19 protein-coding genes are annotated in these 16695 nt (G+C 68.2%); 13 read left to right on the forward strand and 6 right to left on the reverse strand.

Annotated elements, in window-relative coordinates:
- Nucleotides 1-27: 27 nt before the first annotated feature.
- From RMO97_RS03380 to panB, 5 genes are all read left to right on the forward strand, one after another.
- The gene (locus RMO97_RS03380) at nt 28-468 is read left to right on the forward strand and encodes a DUF1801 domain-containing protein (RefSeq protein ID WP_310539133.1); all 441 of its coding nucleotides are present in this window, start codon (nt 28-30) and stop codon (nt 466-468) included.
- Nucleotides 469-645: 177 nt separating this feature from the next.
- Nucleotides 646-1023 (forward strand): DUF6249 domain-containing protein, encoded by a 378-nt coding sequence (locus tag RMO97_RS03385; protein ID WP_310539134.1) that lies wholly within the window; start codon nt 646-648, stop codon nt 1021-1023.
- Between the two features lie 24 nt (nt 1024-1047).
- Entirely contained in the window at nt 1048-1629 is a 582-nt protein-coding gene (locus RMO97_RS03390; protein ID WP_310539135.1) for a sigma-70 family RNA polymerase sigma factor, read from the forward strand.
- On the forward strand, nt 1622-2002 hold the full coding sequence (locus RMO97_RS03395) for a hypothetical protein (RefSeq protein ID WP_310539136.1): 381 nt from the start codon (nt 1622-1624) through the stop codon (nt 2000-2002). Before RMO97_RS03390 ends, RMO97_RS03395 begins: the two co-directional genes overlap by 8 nt.
- A gap of 2 nt (nt 2003-2004) precedes the next feature.
- Nucleotides 2005-2838 (forward strand): 3-methyl-2-oxobutanoate hydroxymethyltransferase, encoded by an 834-nt coding sequence (gene panB / locus RMO97_RS03400; RefSeq protein ID WP_310539137.1) that lies wholly within the window; start codon nt 2005-2007, stop codon nt 2836-2838.
- Here the strand turns inward: panB and RMO97_RS03405 are convergent.
- Genes RMO97_RS03405 through RMO97_RS03415 form a run of 3 tightly spaced genes read right to left on the reverse strand, consistent with a single transcriptional unit; the run spans nt 2835 to nt 6571 of the window.
- Nucleotides 2835-3917 (reverse strand): winged helix DNA-binding domain-containing protein, encoded by a 1083-nt coding sequence (locus RMO97_RS03405; RefSeq protein ID WP_310539138.1) that lies wholly within the window; start codon nt 3915-3917, stop codon nt 2835-2837. The two genes, panB and RMO97_RS03405, sit on opposite strands and share 4 nt — an antisense overlap.
- Before the next feature lie 27 nt (nt 3918-3944).
- A complete protein-coding gene (locus RMO97_RS03410; RefSeq protein WP_310539139.1) occupies nt 3945-5174 on the reverse strand; it encodes a DUF1501 domain-containing protein in 1230 nt (409 codons plus the stop codon).
- Complete coding sequence (locus tag RMO97_RS03415; protein WP_310539140.1) at nt 5171-6571, reverse strand: DUF1800 family protein; 1401 nt, start codon at nt 6569-6571, stop codon at nt 5171-5173. The genes RMO97_RS03410 and RMO97_RS03415 overlap by 4 nt, the downstream gene beginning before the upstream one ends.
- Nucleotides 6572-6656: 85 nt before the next feature.
- Between RMO97_RS03415 and RMO97_RS03420 the strand changes: the two genes are divergently transcribed.
- Nucleotides 6657-7382: an ATP12 family protein gene (locus tag RMO97_RS03420; protein WP_310539141.1), complete on the forward strand. Its 726-nt coding sequence runs from the start codon at nt 6657-6659 to the stop codon at nt 7380-7382.
- Here RMO97_RS03420 and RMO97_RS03425 read toward each other — a convergent pair.
- Together RMO97_RS03425 and RMO97_RS03430 are read right to left on the reverse strand one after the other, a co-directional pair.
- The gene (locus RMO97_RS03425) at nt 7366-8313 is read right to left on the reverse strand and encodes a pyridoxamine 5'-phosphate oxidase family protein (protein WP_310539142.1); all 948 of its coding nucleotides are present in this window, start codon (nt 8311-8313) and stop codon (nt 7366-7368) included. The two genes, RMO97_RS03420 and RMO97_RS03425, sit on opposite strands and share 17 nt — an antisense overlap.
- Nucleotides 8310-8939, reverse strand: coding sequence for a glutathione S-transferase (locus tag RMO97_RS03430; RefSeq protein WP_310539143.1), 630 nt, complete (start codon nt 8937-8939; stop codon nt 8310-8312). The genes RMO97_RS03425 and RMO97_RS03430 overlap by 4 nt, the downstream gene beginning before the upstream one ends.
- A 90-nt stretch (nt 8940-9029) precedes the next feature.
- Here RMO97_RS03430 and RMO97_RS03435 point away from each other — a divergent pair, with 90 nt between their 5' ends.
- The 5 genes from RMO97_RS03435 (at nt 9030) to RMO97_RS03455 (ending at nt 13668) form a co-directional block, all read left to right on the forward strand.
- Nucleotides 9030-9950: a LysR family transcriptional regulator gene (locus tag RMO97_RS03435; RefSeq protein ID WP_310539144.1), complete on the forward strand. Its 921-nt coding sequence runs from the start codon at nt 9030-9032 to the stop codon at nt 9948-9950.
- Nucleotides 9951-10016: 66 nt separating this feature from the next.
- Nucleotides 10017-11549 carry an acyl-CoA carboxylase subunit beta gene (locus tag RMO97_RS03440; protein ID WP_310539145.1) on the forward strand — a complete coding sequence of 511 codons (1533 nt, stop codon included), beginning with the start codon at nt 10017-10019 and terminating at the stop codon, nt 11547-11549.
- Nucleotides 11550-11572: 23 nt separating this feature from the next.
- Nucleotides 11573-12067, forward strand: coding sequence for an ion channel (locus RMO97_RS03445; RefSeq protein WP_310539146.1), 495 nt, complete (start codon nt 11573-11575; stop codon nt 12065-12067).
- Nucleotides 12068-12141: 74 nt separating this feature from the next.
- Nucleotides 12142-12822 carry a BON domain-containing protein gene (locus tag RMO97_RS03450; RefSeq protein WP_310539147.1) on the forward strand — a complete coding sequence of 227 codons (681 nt, stop codon included), beginning with the start codon at nt 12142-12144 and terminating at the stop codon, nt 12820-12822.
- A gap of 36 nt (nt 12823-12858) precedes the next feature.
- On the forward strand, nt 12859-13668 hold the full coding sequence (locus RMO97_RS03455; RefSeq protein WP_310539148.1) for an aminoglycoside phosphotransferase family protein: 810 nt from the start codon (nt 12859-12861) through the stop codon (nt 13666-13668).
- Here RMO97_RS03455 and msrB read toward each other — a convergent pair.
- Nucleotides 13665-14159 (reverse strand): peptide-methionine (R)-S-oxide reductase MsrB, encoded by a 495-nt coding sequence (msrB, locus tag RMO97_RS03460; protein ID WP_310539149.1) that lies wholly within the window; start codon nt 14157-14159, stop codon nt 13665-13667. The genes RMO97_RS03455 and msrB overlap by 4 nt on opposite strands.
- Nucleotides 14160-14272: 113 nt before the next feature.
- Between msrB and RMO97_RS03465 the strand changes: the two genes are divergently transcribed.
- Together RMO97_RS03465 and RMO97_RS03470 are read left to right on the forward strand one after the other, a co-directional pair.
- Entirely contained in the window at nt 14273-16252 is a 1980-nt protein-coding gene (locus tag RMO97_RS03465; protein ID WP_310539150.1) for an acetyl/propionyl/methylcrotonyl-CoA carboxylase subunit alpha, read from the forward strand.
- Nucleotides 16252-16650 carry a DUF805 domain-containing protein gene (locus RMO97_RS03470; protein WP_310539151.1) on the forward strand — a complete coding sequence of 133 codons (399 nt, stop codon included), beginning with the start codon at nt 16252-16254 and terminating at the stop codon, nt 16648-16650. The genes RMO97_RS03465 and RMO97_RS03470 overlap by 1 nt, the downstream gene beginning before the upstream one ends.
- Nucleotides 16651-16695: the final 45 nt, after the last annotated feature.

The following is a 16695-nucleotide window of genomic DNA, read 5'->3' on the forward strand; positions in this document are numbered from 1 at the left end:
TTCCAGAGTCAGGACTGGGAGGCGGACGTGGCGCAGACACCCAACAAGACCCAGGAGACCCACGCCGACGTCGAAGTCTTTCTGGCGGCCGTCGAGCCTGAGGCCCGCCAGGCCGACGCCCGCGCCGTTTGCAACCTGATGGCCAAGGTCAGTGGCGAGCCGGCCAGGATGTGGGGCTCGACCATCGTCGGCTTTGGCAGCTACCACTACCGGTACGACAGCGGCCGGGAGGGTGACGCGCCCCTGGTGGGCTTCTCGCCGCGCAAGGCGGCCCTGACCCTTTACATCATGTCAGGCCATCAGGACGATGCGCTGATGGCGCGGCTCGGCAAGTACAAGACCGGCAAGGCCTGCCTCTATCTGAACAAGCTTTCGGATGTGGACCAAAGCGCGCTCGCCGAGGTGATCCCCGGCTGCGTCAACCACATGCGGGAAGCCTATCCCGCTGGCGGCGCGCCGAAGCCCTAGTCTTGGTTCCCGAGGTTGCTCTGATCCTGGCGTACTGGCTCGGTGGGGCCGGGTGCTGACTTGAGCGCCAGATGATGACAAAGATTTCATGGCCGAGCTTGCATCTATAGGAGGCCGCACGGGCCTCTTTCCTCACAGAAGCGGGCTGATACGCCCTGAAACTGGAGAGACCACGTCATGGAAGCCGTCCTCATCGTCTTCATCGTTTTCGGATCGATCGCCTCGCTGTTCCTGGTGCCCGCCTACCTGAAGAGCCGCGAACGCTCGCGCCTGCACGACACCCTCAAGGCCTCCATCGAGCATGGCCAGCCGATCCCCGCCGAAGTCATTGAGGCCATCACCAGCGATGTGAAGGTCAAGACGCCGGCCTCGCCGATGCGCGACCTGCGCACGGGCATCATCTGGCTGGGCGTGGCGGTGGGCCTCGCGGCTTTCGGCTTCGCCATCAGCTTCGAGGAGCCCGACGCCCTCTATCCGTTGATCGGCATGGCCGCCTTCCCCGGCTTCATCGGCGTGGCCTTTATCGTCATCTCATTCTTCGGGCGCGGCAAGTAGGCCGGTTCCAAGGGGAGCAAGCCCATGTCGGGCTCACACCAATCGCGGTACGCCAGCCTCCACGATGTGGAGCTCGCGACCCTGTCGGCCACGGGAGAACGGCGCGCCTTCGGCGAGCTGGTCCGCCGCCATGGCTCTGCGGTGCGGGGCCTCCTGCGCCGAATGGGCGCAGCCTCGGCCGAGGCCGACGACACGGCCCAGGACGCCTTCCTAGCCGCTTTTGAAAGCATCACCGAGTTCCGTGGCGAGGGGACCTTCGCCGCCTGGGTCAAGCGTATCGCCGCCCGTCAGCACCTCAAGCGTCTGCAGCGTGAGCGACGGCTGGCCAGCTTGGCGCTCGAGGCGGAGGAGGGCGCGCAGACCGCCCACCATCCCGACGCCGCCGGCCGTATCGATCTGGACGAAGCCATGAAGTGTTTAGGCGCGGCCGAACGGCTCTGCGTGACGATGTGCTACGGCGCGGGCCTGTCCCACGCCGAGGCCGCCGATGCCTTGAATCTGCCGCTTGGAACGGTCAAATCCCATGTCAAACGTGGTCTGGAGAAGCTCAGAACGCGACTGGCGCCTGAGGGCGCGGAGCTGGAAGGGAGGCGTGGCAATGGCTGAGATCGAGTTCGAACGCCGCCTGGAGCGGCTCTTCTCCGATGCGCCGGCGTTCTCCGATGAGAGCGCCTTCGCCGCGCGTGTGGAACACCGCCTCAACCGCGGCTGGAACATGCGCCGCTGGTTCATCGGAGCCGCGGGCCTGGCCGGCGGCGTCGTCGGCGCCAGCCAGCTCATCATGTCCAACTTCGTTCAGCGGGTAGAGGACGCCTCGGCGGGCTCTTCTCGCCTCCTGCAGGCTGGGATCGCTCAGGCGCGTCCGGGCATGGACCTGTTCGCCATGGTGCAGTCGGACTGGACTGTCGTATGGATCGCCAGCGGCCTGGCTGTCCTGGCCATGGGCTTCGTGCTCACCCGCGTGATCGAGGAGATCTGACGATGTCGGCTCAACGTCATGAAACGGTCCGGCGCCTCGCCGCGCCCGATATCACCGCGCGCAAGGGCGGCGTGCCCATCGTCTGCCTGACGGCCTACACCGCGCCGATGGCCGAACTGCTGGACGACCACTGCGACCTGCTGCTGGTGGGCGACAGCGTCGGCATGGTGGTCCACGGCCTGCCCAACACGGTCGGCGTGACCCTGGAGATGATGATCCTGCACGGCCAGGCGGTGATGCGGACCTCCAAGAAGGCCATGGTGGTCGTGGACATGCCCTTCGGCTCCTACGAAGGCGCGCCCGAGACCGCCTACCAGAACGCCGTGCGCATCATGAAGGAGACCGGCGCCTCGGCCGTGAAGGTCGAGAGCGGCTCCACGGTGGTGGAGACCATCGAATATCTGGTCAAGCGCGGCGTGCCGGTCATGGGCCATGTGGGCCTGCGGCCCCAGGCGGTGCTGGTGGACGGCGGCTTCAAGGCCAAGGGCCGGGCCGGCGAGGAACGCGCCCGCATCCTGGAGGAGGCCAAGGCCACCGCCGCGGCTGGCGCCTTCGCCGTGGTCGTCGAGGGGGTGGCCGAGGGCCTGGCCCGCGAGATCACCGAGGCCATCGCCGTCCCCACCATCGGCATCGGCGCCTCGGCCGGTTGCGACGGCCAGATCCTGGTCACCGACGACATGCTGGGCCTGTTCGACTGGACGCCCAAGTTCGTGCGTCGCTACGCCGACCTCCGCGGCGAAATCTCCAAGGCCATCGCGGGCTACGCCGACGACGTTCGCCAGCGGAATTTCCCGGGCCCCGCCGAGATCTACTTCGCCAAGGCGGCGAATACCTAGACGAAGGCGACGGCGGGCTCCGCCGCCGGCTCGAAAGCCAGGGCGAGGTTGATCGCCTCGGCCTCGATGGCCTTGCGGTCCTTGGCGCTGAAGCTGTCGAACGCGGTGACCGTCACGGTCGCGGTCTTGCGCCTGGCCTCCAGCTTCCAGGTCCCGGCCACGAAGCCGTCCACCAGCAGCATCGGCGGGACCTGCAGGTTCTTGCTGGCGACCCTGGGCGCGTGCTCGGGCGGCAGGATGCGGGCGCGGTCCTGGTGGCCCTGGGTTACGGCGTCGAAGTCCGGCACGAAGCGCGGCGGGGCAGGGGTGTGGCCGCCCGGCCGGGGCGCATCCTTCAGGTCGTAGAGCACCTTCTTGCGTTCGTCCCGCAAGGTCACGAGGTCGTCGCCGAGCGCTTCGAACAGCGTCGCCACACCCTTCAATCCGGACCAGCCGCTGAAGTCGGCCGGTGTCGCCGGGCCCCAGGCGGCCAGGTAGCGGCGCAGCAGCTCGGCAGGCTCCGCCGCCGCCATGATGTCCTTGCCCAGATACGCCTTGACCAGGACGAACTCGCCACCGGGAGAAAACCCGTACGGCGTGTCCGACGCCGCCTGGACCAGGGGCAGAAGCTGGCGCGCCGCATAGGCCATGACGCGGATGTCGGAATAGCCCGCCTTTTCCAGCACTTCCCGGAAACTCTCGAACTCCCTTGGTTCGGTGAAGTGCTTGCGCGCCAGGGTCAGGACCGGCTCCAGCTCGGTGACTGTCGTCTTGGTTCCGCCCGGCAGGCTGACGCCGTCTCCTGTCCTCAGGCCGCCCCGGAAGGCCAGGAAGTCGGCGGCGGTCATCAGGTGGAGCGTGCCGCGCATGGCGGTGGCGCGGACGACCTGCCGACCCGCGATGGCTGTTCGCAGGTCCTCGGGCCTGAACCCGGCGAGGCGCGACCAGAGGCCGATGAAGGGCGTGCGCGGCAGCTGGGCCTGGATCGCCAGCAGCCGGCTCAGGGCGTCCACGGGCGCCATGGCCTGGCGCCCCAGCAGCATCTGGCGGGCCAGGAGGGCGCGGTTCAAGTCGCGGTCGGTCAGGATGTCGTCGCCCATCGGCCCAGGATCGCCGAGACCGGACGGCTAGACCAGTCCCGTCACGGGCCGGGCGGCCGCACTATCGGGGAAGACCGTGGTCTCCAGCGCCCGTCGATCCAACCCCATATGGTCGGCCAGCACCCCCTTGAACAGGCCGCGCATGTCCAGGGTCGGCGCCAGGTCACGGGCCTCGAACAGGGCCGAGCTTTTCAGGGTCGGCCAGTCGCCGATGATGCCGCCGGGCTTCAACGCCCCGCCCAGCACCAGGGCCGTTGAGGCTGTGCCATGGTCGGTGCCGCCGGTGCCATTCACCCGCGCCGTGCGCCCGAACTCGGTGGTCACCAGCACCACACTGTCCTTCCACGCCGCGCCGAGACCAGCGCGCAGCCCGTCCAGCGCGGCGTCCAGATAGGTCAGGCGCGGCGCCAGCTGGCCCAATTGGTTGGCGTGGGTGTCGAAGCCGTCGAGGCTGACCACCGCGATCTGCGGGCCGCCGGGTTCGCGCATGAAGCCCGCGACAGTCGACCCCAGCTTCCGCGCCGCCTCGGCCCCCTGGCGCACCAACCCTTGGCCGTTGGCGGGCGTCATGGCGGTCATGGAGGCGCCGCCGCCGAGGCTAGTCATCGCCGCCTGGGCCATGGTCTCGGTGGCCAGGCCCCGGGCCAGGGCGGGGCCGAGCACCGGATCGTCCCGGTAGAGGTCCTGCAGCAGGGTCGGCAGGCGGGCCGAGGCGTCGACGCCCTTGCCCGGCGACCAGGAGGACACCGAAGCCGGCCCGCGCAGGATCAACGGTGCGGTCGGTCCCACCGAGAGGGCCTCGACCTTGCGCTGGGCCGAGAGGCTGCTCACCACCCGGTTCAGCCAGCCGCTGCCGGCGCCGTAGACCCCCGCCGCGCCGCTCTCCAGCACGTCCTGAGCCTCGAAGTGCGAGCGCGCGCGATCGGGCGTGGCGACAGCCGGGACGATTCGCGCCTCACCGGCCCGGGCCATGGCGTGGACCGAGGGCAGCGACGGGTGCAGGCTGAAGGTCCCGTCCAGCTTCAGGGCATTGTCGTCCAGGGCGATGGCCTGGCGCAGATCCTGGTAATCGGGGTCGCCTACCGGTGGGGCGACGGATAGACCATCCATCCCGCCCCGGCAGATCACCACGATCAGCTTGCGGAGACCCTGCGCGCCCTCCGAGGCCGCGAAGGCCTGGCGGGCGACGAAGTCCAGGGAGAGGCCGAAGCCCGCGGCGGTGGCCAGGGCGGCGCGGCGTGTGGGATTGGCGGTCATCGGCGTTGGAACTCCGGGCTCATCAGCAACAGGGCCAAGCCCTCGGCGCGGGTCTCGGCGCGGGCGATGGCGGTCGCCGTGGGGGCGGATAACCGCGCGCCGAGCGCCTCGGTCGCCAGCCGCCAGGGATCGCGGTCGGCGATGGCGGCGGCGGCGAAGGTCTGGGCCCAGGCCATCCGCTTGATGATCGCGTCCGGGGTCGCCCAGGAGGCGGTGTCCTCGGGCCAGCCCTTGGGGGAGGGAGCGCTGAAGCCCCGCTGGCCCATGGCGTTCAGGGTTGGCGCCAGGACACTGATGTCCCGCGGGGCGCCGCCCGCCGCCCGCCAACTGGAGATCAGGAACTCGTAGGGCGTCTTGAACTTGGCCTGGGTGGGTGCCCAGGCCTCCGGCGCCTCGATCAGTTCCTCGGCCACTTCGCCGAGCTGCCCACCGGTGTCGAGCCAGCGGCGCTCCAGGCGGCCCACCAGGGCCGGCGACGGAGTGTCGGCCACGAAGTGCCGGGCGATTTTGCCGCAAATGAAACGTGCGGTGGCGGGCTTCTGGGCGAGGTCGGCCAGGATCGCGCTCGCCTGTTCCCTGCCGCCGGCCGGATAGCGCACCCCCATCACCGTCCGCGCGCCCGGCTCGTGGGCCATGGGGCGGAATATCGTCGCGCCGGCTCGGCTGGGGTCCTCGCGCAGACCGCCGATGGAGAGCCCCGTCATGGCGCGGGCGAATTCGGTGACGTCGGCCTGGGCATAGCCGCCGTCCACGCCGACCGTGTGCAGTTCCAGGATCTCCCGGGCCAGATTCTCATTCAGGCCCGGCGTCCTGTCCGCGCGCCGCGCGTTTTTCGCCGCTGGACTGCCGGGGCCAATGGACTGGGCCTGATCCAAATAGAGCAGCATGGCCGGGTGGGTTTCAGCGGCGCCCAGCAGTTGGGCGAAGGCGCCGAACACGTTCGGGCGGATCGCCTCCTGCTCATAGGGGCCCACAACCGTGGCTGTGATCAGCTTGGTGGCCGACACCGTGAAGTGGTTGGCCCAGAACAGGGCCCAGCGTTCGCGGAAGCCCTCGGACGTCTGGGTGCCGAGACGGGCGCGGGCGGTGAAGTCGGCGCCGGTGTCCTCGCGCAGCATCCTCCGGGCCATCTTGACGGGGTCGCGGGGGCCAGGCCTGGAATCGTTCGGCCCCTGGGCGGCCTTCATCGCCCTGCGGTCCTGCTGGTAGTCACGGAACTCGCCCAGGCGCTGCTGCGCCGTCTCGGCGCCCGCCTGGGGCTGCTGCGCGCCTTCGCGGTGAATTTGCGCCTTCAGGAAGCCGCGCGGGTCCTGCCGCGCCTCGCGAATCTCGCCGGTCCGCGCCCCCAGTCCGAAGCGGGTCACGGCGATGGCGGCGTCCAGGTCGCGGTCAGCCAAGGCGAGCCTCCTTGCGCAAATCTTATCCAACGCTCATTTGCACGCCCACGGCGACCGTTTCCGTCGCTGGCGTCTGGAGGACTACGTGGCCAAGGGATTCAAGGAAGCCGGCGAGAAGGCCCGCCGCTTCTACAAGACGGTTGCGGTTGAGGCCGTCGAGGGCGGCTTTGCGGTGAAGCTGGACAGCCGCAGCCTGCGCAGTCCCCGGGCGGCCCTGATGGTCTTGCCGAGCCAGACCCTGGCCGACCTCGTCGCCGCGGAGTGGGCCTCCCAGGGCGATCACATTGAGATGGCCCTGATGCACGCGACCCGACTGGCCAATACCGCGCTGGACGCCATCCCCCAGGCGCGAGACGGCACGGCGGCCCAGATCGCCGACTATGCCGGCTCCGACCTGCTCTGCTACTTCGCCGAGGACCCGGTCGGCCTGGTGGACCGCCAGCAGCAACACTGGGGCCCGGTGCTGGAGCGCGCCGAGCGGGAGTTCGAGGTGGCCTTCGTGCGCGCCGCCGGCATCGTCCACCGCACCCAGCCCGACGAGACCCTGGCCAAGGTGAGGGCCATGGCCCTGGAGCTCGATGACTTCGGTCTGGCCGGTGTCGCCTTCGGCACCGCCCTGTTCGGCTCGGCGGTCCTGGCCTTTGGCCTGGCGCGCGGCTGGATGAGCGGCGTCCAGGCTCTGGAGCTGTCACGCCTGGACGAAGTCTTCCAGGAGGAGAAGTGGGGCGTCGATGACGAGGCTGCCGAACGCACCGCCCGTCACGTGGTGGAGGCGCAGATGCTTGAGCGGTGGTTCAAGGCATTAGGCTGAGCTTGCCGTCCCGCGCCGTTGCGGGCCACCGCCCGGTGGCGGCGCTGACGGGCGACTCTTCAACATAGGTCCAGGCCAGAGGCGCGGCGGCGCGCCGACGCCAGCCGCCGTCCACCGTCAGCCGCCAGACCCGCTGCGACCCCGCAAATCCGCTGGCATCGGCGTCGGCGTCCCATAACACCTCGGCGGAGCCCTGCAGGTGCAGCAGGTCTCCGGTTTCGAAATCGACGAACAACAACCCTGCGCGCGGGTAGGCCAGCAAGTTACCCAGGGTGTTGAAGTATCGGTTGCCCGGGAAATCGGGGATCACCAGGGCCTCACCCTCGATGGCCACGAAGCCGCTGCGCCCGCCCCGATGGGAGACGTCGACCCCGCCATTGGGTCCCAGCGCCGCGGTGGCGACGAAGAAGGTGTCGGCGGCCAGCACCTGAGTTCGAGCGTCGGCGTCGAGGCCGGTCAAGACTTCCAAGCCGCCAGGCGTGCGCACCGCGTCATAGGGCTCTCGCCGCTGAATGTATTGCGGGCAGTTGCCGAAGCTCTGATCCACAACCAGCCAGTAGTTGGCGGAGGTCGCTGCGGCGACCCGGCCGTTGGCGCGGTTGCGCCGCCGGGTGGCGAGGTCCAGGCCGAGCAGGCCGAACGGAGCGGCTGGAGCTAAGCCGGCCCTGACAGGATCTTGCGGATGCAACACTGTGGCGATCGACAAGGTGAGCGGGTTCGGCGCGGCGATGAAGCCGGGCTCTCCGGTGATCAGGGTGGCCACCGGCTGGCCCAGCGGATCCAGAGCCGCCAGCACCGCATACGGCAGGGTTTCGAAGAATTGCCGATGCTGATCTGGCATGTGGTCGCGGATGCCGTGACCGCGCGGCCCGCCGCCCGCCCGGCGCTGGGCCTCCAGTTCGCCGGTGTGAAACGCGTCGGGAAGGATCACGGCGTCAGGCGGTCGCCGGGACGGGAGGCGACCAGTCCCTTGAAGCGGGGCAGGGCCTCGACCCGCGCGAGCCACGCACGGAGGGCCGGATAGGGCGACAGCGTGACCCCGCCCTCCGGCGCATGCGCGACATAGGTGTAGCAGGCGACGTCGGCCAGGGTTGGCGCCTCGGCCGCCAGCCAGGACCGGTCCTTCAGATGAGCTTCCATGAAGGTCAGAACTCGGCCGGCCAGGGCCATGGCGGCTGTCCGCGCCGGTTCGCTGGCCGCGCCGAACAGGGTCATGACCCGCGCGGCGGCGGGTCCGTGCATGATCTCGCCCGCAGCGATGGACAGCCATCGCTGGACCCGTGCGGCGGCCACCGGATCCTGCGGCAGCCAACTGTCGCCAGCGTCGTACCGCTTGGCGAGATAGACCAATATCGCGTTGGAGTCGGCGAGCACCAGATCGCCGTCCTTCAGCACCGGGATCTGGCCCAGCGGGTTAAGTGCGCGGTAGGCCGGGGAGTCCCGGAAATCCTTCTGGGCCTCGATGTATTCGTAGTCGAGACGGAGCAGGTGGAGGAACAACTCCACGCGATGGGAGTGTCCTGAAAGCGGGATGCCGTAGAGGGTCAGAGCGGGCATGGGAGATGTCCTGTGAGCCAGTGACGTCAACCTAGACCTTGCGTGGAATGGACTTAATTCCCTAAGATCGCAAATCACCATTGCAGATTATTGAATAATCCAATCGATCGGCTTGATGAGCTTTCGGTGTTCCTGGCCATCCTTGACGCCGGTGGCTTGGCGCGGGCCGCCCGGATGCTTCGCCGCTCCCCGGCGTCCGTCACTCGCTCGCTTGCCGCGCTGGAGGCGCGGGCGGGCGCGCGCCTGGCGGAACGCACCACCCGCAAGCTCGCCCCCACAGAGGCCGGTCGTCGGCTGGCTGATCAGGCCCGCCGCGTCCTCGCCGACTATGAAACCGCGGTCAGCGTGGAGGCGAGCGGCCCGCTGCGGGGACGCCTGGCCTTGACCGCGCCCCTGGTGTTTGGGCGGCGGCACGTCTCAGCCCTTGTGGCCCGTTTCCTGGTCCTGCATCCGGGTGTCAGCGCCGAACTGCGTTTGAACGACCGGAACCTGGACATGATCGACGAGCAGCTCGACGTGGCGGTCCGCGTGGGGGCGCTGCCGGACTCCAGCCTGGTGGCCCGCAAGGTGGGCGAGGTGCGAAGCATCGTGGTGGCGGCCCCCGCCTATTTGGAGCGTCGGGGCGCGCCGCGCACGCCCGAGGACCTGAAGACGCACGAGGTGATCACGGGCGTGGTCAGGGCCGACGCCCTGGAGTGGCGGTTCCGCAGCGCAGAGGGTCGTGAGAAACTGACCAGGATGACATCCCGGTTCACGCTGACCGATGTCGACGCTGCGCTCAACGCGGTGCGAGAAGGGCACGGGATCACCCGGGCGCTGTCGTATCAGGTCGCCGACGACCTGGCCGCTGGCCGCCTGGTGCGCCTGCTCGCCGCCTGGGAGCCAGCGGCCTTGCCCGTGCAACTGGTGACGCCGACCGCCCGCCTGATCCCGGCGCGGGTCCGCGCCTTCCTCGACCATGCGGCTGCCGAGCTCGTCGCCTTACCGGTGCTGGCGCCTGCCCCCAAGTGAACTTGCGCAGGCTTCCGGGCGCGACTAGGGCTTGATCCCAGCACAGAGCGTTAAGAGGGGCCGGCCTTGAAGCATATCATCGAGGAGCTTGAGAAGCGTCGCGAGGAAGCCCGCATGGGCGGAGGCGAGCGCCGCATCCAGAGCCAGCACGCCAAGGGCAAGCTCACCGCACGCGAGCGCCTGGACCTGTTGCTGGACGAAGGCTCCTTCGAGGAGTTCGACATGTTCGTCGAGCACCGCGCCACCGACTTCGGCATGGCCGACAACCGGGTGCCGGGCGACGGCGTGGTCACCGGATGGGGCAATATCAACGGCCGTCTGGTTTTTGTGTTCTCCAAGGATTTCACGGTCTTCGGCGGATCTCTTTCCAACGCGCATGCGCAGAAGATCGTCAAGGTGCAGCAGCAGGCCCTCAAGGTCGGCGCGCCGATCATCGGCCTGTTCGACGCCGGCGGCGCGCGCATCCAGGAGGGGGTCGACGGCTTGGCCGGCTATGCCGACATCTTCCTGCAGAACACGCTGGCCAGCGGTGTCATCCCGCAGATCAGCGTGATTATGGGCCCCTGCGCCGGGGGTGACGTCTATTCCCCGGCCATCACCGACTTCATCTTCATGGTGAAGGATACGAGCTACATGTACGTCACCGGCCCTGACGTGGTCCGCACCGTGACCCACGAGGAGGTCACCCACGAGGAGCTGGGCGGCTACCGCGTCCACGCCATGAAGTCCGGCGTCGCCGACGGCGCCTTCGAGAACGATTTGGAAGCCCTGACCCAGGTCCGCCGCCTGGTGGACTTCCTGCCGCTGTCGAACCGCGAGAAGCCCCCGGTCCGCGAGAGCTTCGACGATGTCGAGCGCGACGAGATGAGCCTCGACACCCTGGTGCCCTCCAACCCCAACAAGCCCTACGACATGAAGGAGTTGATCCTGAAGGTCGTGGACGAGGCCGACTTCTTCGAGATCGCGCCGGAGTTCGCCAAGAACATCATCTGCGGCTTCGCCCGCATGGATGGCCGCACCATCGGCATCGTCGCCAACCAGCCCCAGGTGCTGGCCGGCGTGCTGGACATCGATTCCAGCCGCAAGGGCGCCCGCTTCGTGCGCTTCTGCGACGCCTTCGAGATCCCCCTGGTGACCCTGGTGGATGTGCCGGGCTTCATGCCGGGCACCAAGCAGGAGCAGGGCGGCCTGATCCGCCACGGCGCCAAGCTCTTGTTCGCCTATGCAGAGGCCACCGTGCCCAAGGTGACCCTGATCACCCGCAAGGCCTATGGCGGCGCCTATGACGTGATGAGCTCCAAGCACATCCGCGGCGACGTGAACTACGCCTGGCCCACCGCCGAGATCGCGGTCATGGGCTCCAAGGGCGCCGTGGAGATCATCTTCCGCGCCGAGATCGGCGACCCCGACGCCATCGCCGCCCGCGAGGCCGAGTACAAGTCCCGCTTCGCCAACCCGTTCATCGCCGCCAGCCGCGGCTACATCGACGACGTCATCAAGCCCCACAACACCCGCAAGCGCATCGCCCGCTCGCTGAAGAACCTGCGGGGCAAGCAGCTGACCAATCCCTGGAAGAAGCACGACAACATCCCGCTGTAGGGGGCGCAGGGTCGCCGAACGCCATGAACGTGCTCGCACACCAGCTTCTGATCTCCACGGCCATCGTCACGGCGACCGTGCTTGTCCACCTGTTGGGCCTGGACGTTCTGCAGGCTCTGCTGAAGTGGCATCTGGAGCGCTTCACCCGCTGGATAAACCTGGACCGCGTCCTGGTCCCACTGGGCGTGGTCCTGGGGCTTTTCGTCCTGCACGGCCTCGAGATCTGGCTCTACGCGCTGGTCTACTGGAAGATGGATATGCTCCCGACCCTGGAGCAGGCGCTCTATTTCTCCACCAGTTCCTATTCGACGGTCGGGGAAACCGGCGCGATTCTGCCGGACCGTTGGCGCATCGTGGGTGTTCTGGAAGCCATCAACGGCATGCTGCTGATCGGCTGGTCCACCGCCTTCCTGTTCCAGATCCTGCAACACCTGATGTGGGATGACAGCGACAATCACCCGCTTCCCAAGGGCGCGATCGTCAAGGCCTCCAAGCCGCGTCGAACTCGCTCGAAGTGACCCGCTAGACCGGAACAAGCCCACCTGTCCCGGGTTGTTGGACCAGCAAGTCCTCACAACACGGGTAAACGCAGATGGACGATGGAAGCAACGAGCGCGGCGGCCGGCCCCCCGAGCCTCGCCGAGATTCCCGCCCCAATCACGATTGGGATGAGGCCGCCGCCGACTATCAGGCAGGTGAGGACGACCACCCCGGGCAGGGCCAGAGCTTTGAGCGGGGTTATGTCGGACCCCGTTACGGCGCTGGCAGCTATGCAGGCTTCACCGGGGGCTATGGTCAGAACGGCTCCGACCCCGGCGAACGGGTCTCGCCCTATGGCGACCGCGTCTATCGCGGCGGGCGGTCCCACGGCGACAAGGGCCGGCAAGGCGGTGGCCGCTATGACTCCAGCCCGCGCCAGGACCACCCCGGCGAGTATCGCACCTATCTTGAGCCCGGCCATCGGGGCCTCGGGCCTCAGGGCTACATCCGCAGCGACCAGCGTATCAGCGAGGATGTCCACGACCGCCTGACCGAGGATGATCACATCGACGCCTCGGGAATCACCGTGGCGGTGCAGGACGGCGAGGTCACCCTGTCGGGCACGATCTACGATCGCCGCGCCAAGCACCACGCCGAGGCGATCATCGAGGATATCGGCGGCGTGAAACACGTGCAGAACAACCTTCGGCTTGACGCAGGCGCCACGCGCCGTGCGCCCGCTTCGCTGGGCGAGAACACTATCCTGCGCGACCAGGCCGAAGGCGAAAGCTGACTGGAGACTCGCCACGCCGCCGGCTAGGCTGGTGGCGTGGCGGAGGAGACGTTCAAGATCTGGATCGACCGTTGGGGCCTGACTCCCGACGGAGAACCGTTCACCAGTCTTGGGGGACGGCTCTTGCCTGTGTCCCATGGGGGTCGCGCCGCGATGCTCAAGGTCAGCCATGCGCCTGAGGAGATCGCCGGAGGCGTCCTGATGGCCTGGTGGAACGGCCAAGGGGCCGCGCCGGTCCTGGCGCACGACGGCGAGGCCTTGCTGATGATCCGCGCCACCGGCGCCGGATCACTCTGCGACATGGCCAGGAATGGCCAGGACGACGACGCCAGTCGGATCATTTGCTCGGCGCTGAATTGCCTCCACGCGCCACGCGCGGGGAAGCTGCCCTCCACCCTGCGGCCGCTGCCGGACTGGTTCGGGCAACTGGCGCCCGCCGCCAACCGCCATGGGGGTGTGCTGGCCAAGTCCTACGACATATCGCGGACGCTGCTGGCTGATCCGCGCGAGGTCTGCGTCCTGCACGGCGACGCCCACCACGGCAACTTCCTGGACTTCGGAGACCTTGGCTGGCTGGCCATCGACCCCAAGGGCCTGATCGGCGAGCGTGGCTATGACTACGCCAACCTGTTGTGCAATCCGGACCTGGCCACAGCCGTCACCCCCGGTCGTATCGCCAGCCAGGTGAGGGTGGTGAGCCAGGCGGCCAGGCTTGAGCCCGTGCGGACGATGCAGTGGCTGCTGGCCTATGCCGGCCTCTCGGCCTCCTGGACCCTGTCAGATGGGAACAACCCCGCCGGCGCCCTGCAGATCGCGCAGATCGCGGCGGCGGAACTGGGGCTCTAGGCGGTCGCCAGGTGCTGGTTGTCGCCGCGCTCCAACGGATCGCGCAACGCCTGGCCGTCCTGCACGAATTCCAGCGAGATCGAGTTGATGCAATACCGCAGTCGCGTCGGCGCGGGCCCGTCGGGGAAGACGTGGCCCTGGTGGCTGTCGCAACGGGCGCAGCGGGTCTCGATGCGGATCATGCCGTAGCTGGTGTCCTTCACCGCCAGGACATGGGCCTCGTCGATGGGAGCGAAGAAGCTGGGCCAGCCGGTGCCGCTCTCGAACTTGGTCTTGGCCTGGAACAGCGGCAGGCCGCAGAGCCGGCAGCAATAGGCGCCGTCCTCCTTGTTATCCAGCAGGCCGCCGCAGAAGGCCGCCTCGGTGCCGTGATGCAGCAGCACCTCAGCCTCTTCGCGGGTGAGATCGACCTCCAGGCGCTTGCGTTCCGCTGCGTCGGGAGGTGTCAGGTCGAAACCGGACGGGGAGAGGGTGGCTTCTGGCGTGCTCATGGGGTCCAATCTAAGGTCTCTCCCCCAAGTACGGAAGCGCTTCAGGGGAGGTTACGTTCATGCCCAGGACCACGGTCTGTCTCGCCCGCGCGATTTTGCGCTAAGACATCAGCATGTTCTCAAAGATTCTGATCGCCAACCGCGGCGAAATCGCGGTCCGCATCATCAAGACCTGCCGCCGGATGGGGATCGCCACCGTGGTGGTCTATTCCGAGGCCGATGCCGATAGCATGGCGGTCGAGATGGCCGACGAAACCGTCTTCATCGGCGGCGCGCCCGCGTCCGAAAGCTACCTGGTCGCCGACAAGATCGTGGCCGCGGCCCGCGAAACCGGCGCGGAGGCGATCCACCCCGGCTTTGGCTTCCTCTCGGAGAACGCGTCCTTCGCCCGCCGGCTGGAGTCCGAGGGGATCGTCTTCATCGGTCCCAATCCCCATGCCATCGAGGCGATGGGCGACAAGATCGAATCCAAGAAGTTCGCCACCCGGGCCGGCGTCTCGGTGGTCCCCGGCCACGTCGGCGAGATCGACGACACCGCCCACGCCATCAAGATCAGCGAGGACATCGGCTATCCGGTGATGATCAAGGCCTCGGCCGGCGGCGGCGGCAAGGGGATCCGGGTCGCCTGGAACCAGAAGGACGTCGAGGAGGGCTTTCCGGCGGTGAAGGCCGAGGCCAAGTCCAGCTTCGGCGACGACCGCATCTTCATCGAGAAGTTCATCGAGAGCCCGCGGCACATCGAGATCCAGGTGCTCGGCGACAAGCATGGCAACGTGGTCCACCTGTTCGAGCGCGAATGCTCGATCCAGCGCCGCAACCAGAAGGTCATCGAGGAGGCGCCGTCGCCTCTGCTGGACGAGGAGACCCGGGCGGCCATGGGCGCCCAGGCCGTGGCGCTCGCCAAGGCCGTGAACTACGACTCAGCCGGCACGGTCGAGTTCGTCGCCGGCCAGGACAAGAGCTTCTTCTTCCTGGAGATGAACACCCGCCTGCAGGTGGAGCACCCGGTCACCGAGCTGATCACCGGGATCGACCTGGTGGAGCAGATGATCCGCTCGGCCTATGGCGAGAAGCTGGCCTTCGCGCAGAAGGACCTGGCCATCAATGGCTGGTCCATCGAGAGCCGTATCTATGCGGAAGACCCCTATCGCGGCTTCCTGCCCTCCATCGGCCGCCTGGTGCGCTACTACCCGCCGGAAGAAGGCAAGGTCGGCGACATCATAGTGCGCAACGACGCCGGCGTCCGGGAGGGCGACGAAATCTCGATGTTCTACGACCCGATGATCTCCAAGCTGTCGACCTGGGCTCCGACGCGGCTGGCGGCCATCGACGCCATGGGCCGGGCGCTGGAGGACTTCCACATCGAGGGCCTGGGCCAGAACATCCCGTTCCTGGCCGCGGTGATGGACCAGGAGCGGTTCCGAAGCGGGCAGCTCTCCACCAACTACATCAAGGACGAGTTCCCCGAGGGCTTCAGCGGAACCCCGCCCACCGACTGGCAGCGCGACCTGGTCTCGGCCGTGGCCTGCGCCATGCACCGCATCGTCACGGCCCGTTCCGCGCCCCAGCTGCTGCGTGACGAGTGGATCGTCATCGCCGGCCATGACAAGCGCCTGGTGCGGCTCTCCAACGGCGGGGCGGCCTACCGGGTGGAGTACCTCGGACAGAACCGCGCCCTCACCCTCAGCGACGTCGACTGGCGGCCTGGCAAGCACGTCTTACGTGGCGTGCTGGACGGGAGGCCCTTTACCGTGGCGGTGAAGCCCGCCGCCGAGGGCTTCGTGGTCCGCCACCGGGCCACCACACTCCATGTTCTGGTCCTGACCCCGCGGTCGGCCGAGCTGCACGAGAAGCTGCCGCCGAAGAAGGCGGCCGACACCTCCAAGATGATCCTCTCCCCCATGCCGGGTCTCGTCGTGACCCTGGACGTCATTCCCGGCCAGCTTGTGCGGGCCGGCGAGGCGGTCTGCGTGGTGGAGGCCATGAAGATGCAGAACATCATCCGCGCCGAACGGGACGGCACCGTGAAGACCGTCGGCGCCAAGGCCGGCGACTCGGTCGCCGCCGACGAGGTGCTGGTGGAGTTCGCCTGATGCAGACCGACTGGGCGGCCCTGTTCTTCACCGCGGGGGGCCGCCTGGGCCGGACGCCGTTCCTCATCGGGGCGGCGCTGCTGATCGCCCTGGCGGCGGTCTATGAGGCCGTGGCCGGCGTCACCCTGCACTGGCTGACCGGCTGGTTCGTCTATCCGGCCCTGATCTATGGCGGCGCCTGCGTGCTGTCCAAGCGCCTGCATGATCGGGGCAAGTCGGGCTGGTGGGCCGCGCCGATCCTGTTCGCCCTGGTGGCCGTCTGGCAGCCGCCGATGAACCCCGCCGATGTCCTGCTGTCCGTGCTGCTGGTCTGGGCCGTGGTGGAGCTGGGGGCCATTGGAAGCGAGCAGGGGACCAACCGCTATGGCGCGAACCCGCTGAGGGCCGTCACGGCCTGAGATTCTCTTTTCCTCCCCTGTGAAGCGGAGCGGAACGGGGGAGGG

It is taken from the genome of Phenylobacterium sp. (genome assembly GCF_031425575.1).
Lineage (GTDB): Bacteria > Pseudomonadota > Alphaproteobacteria > Caulobacterales > Caulobacteraceae > Phenylobacterium.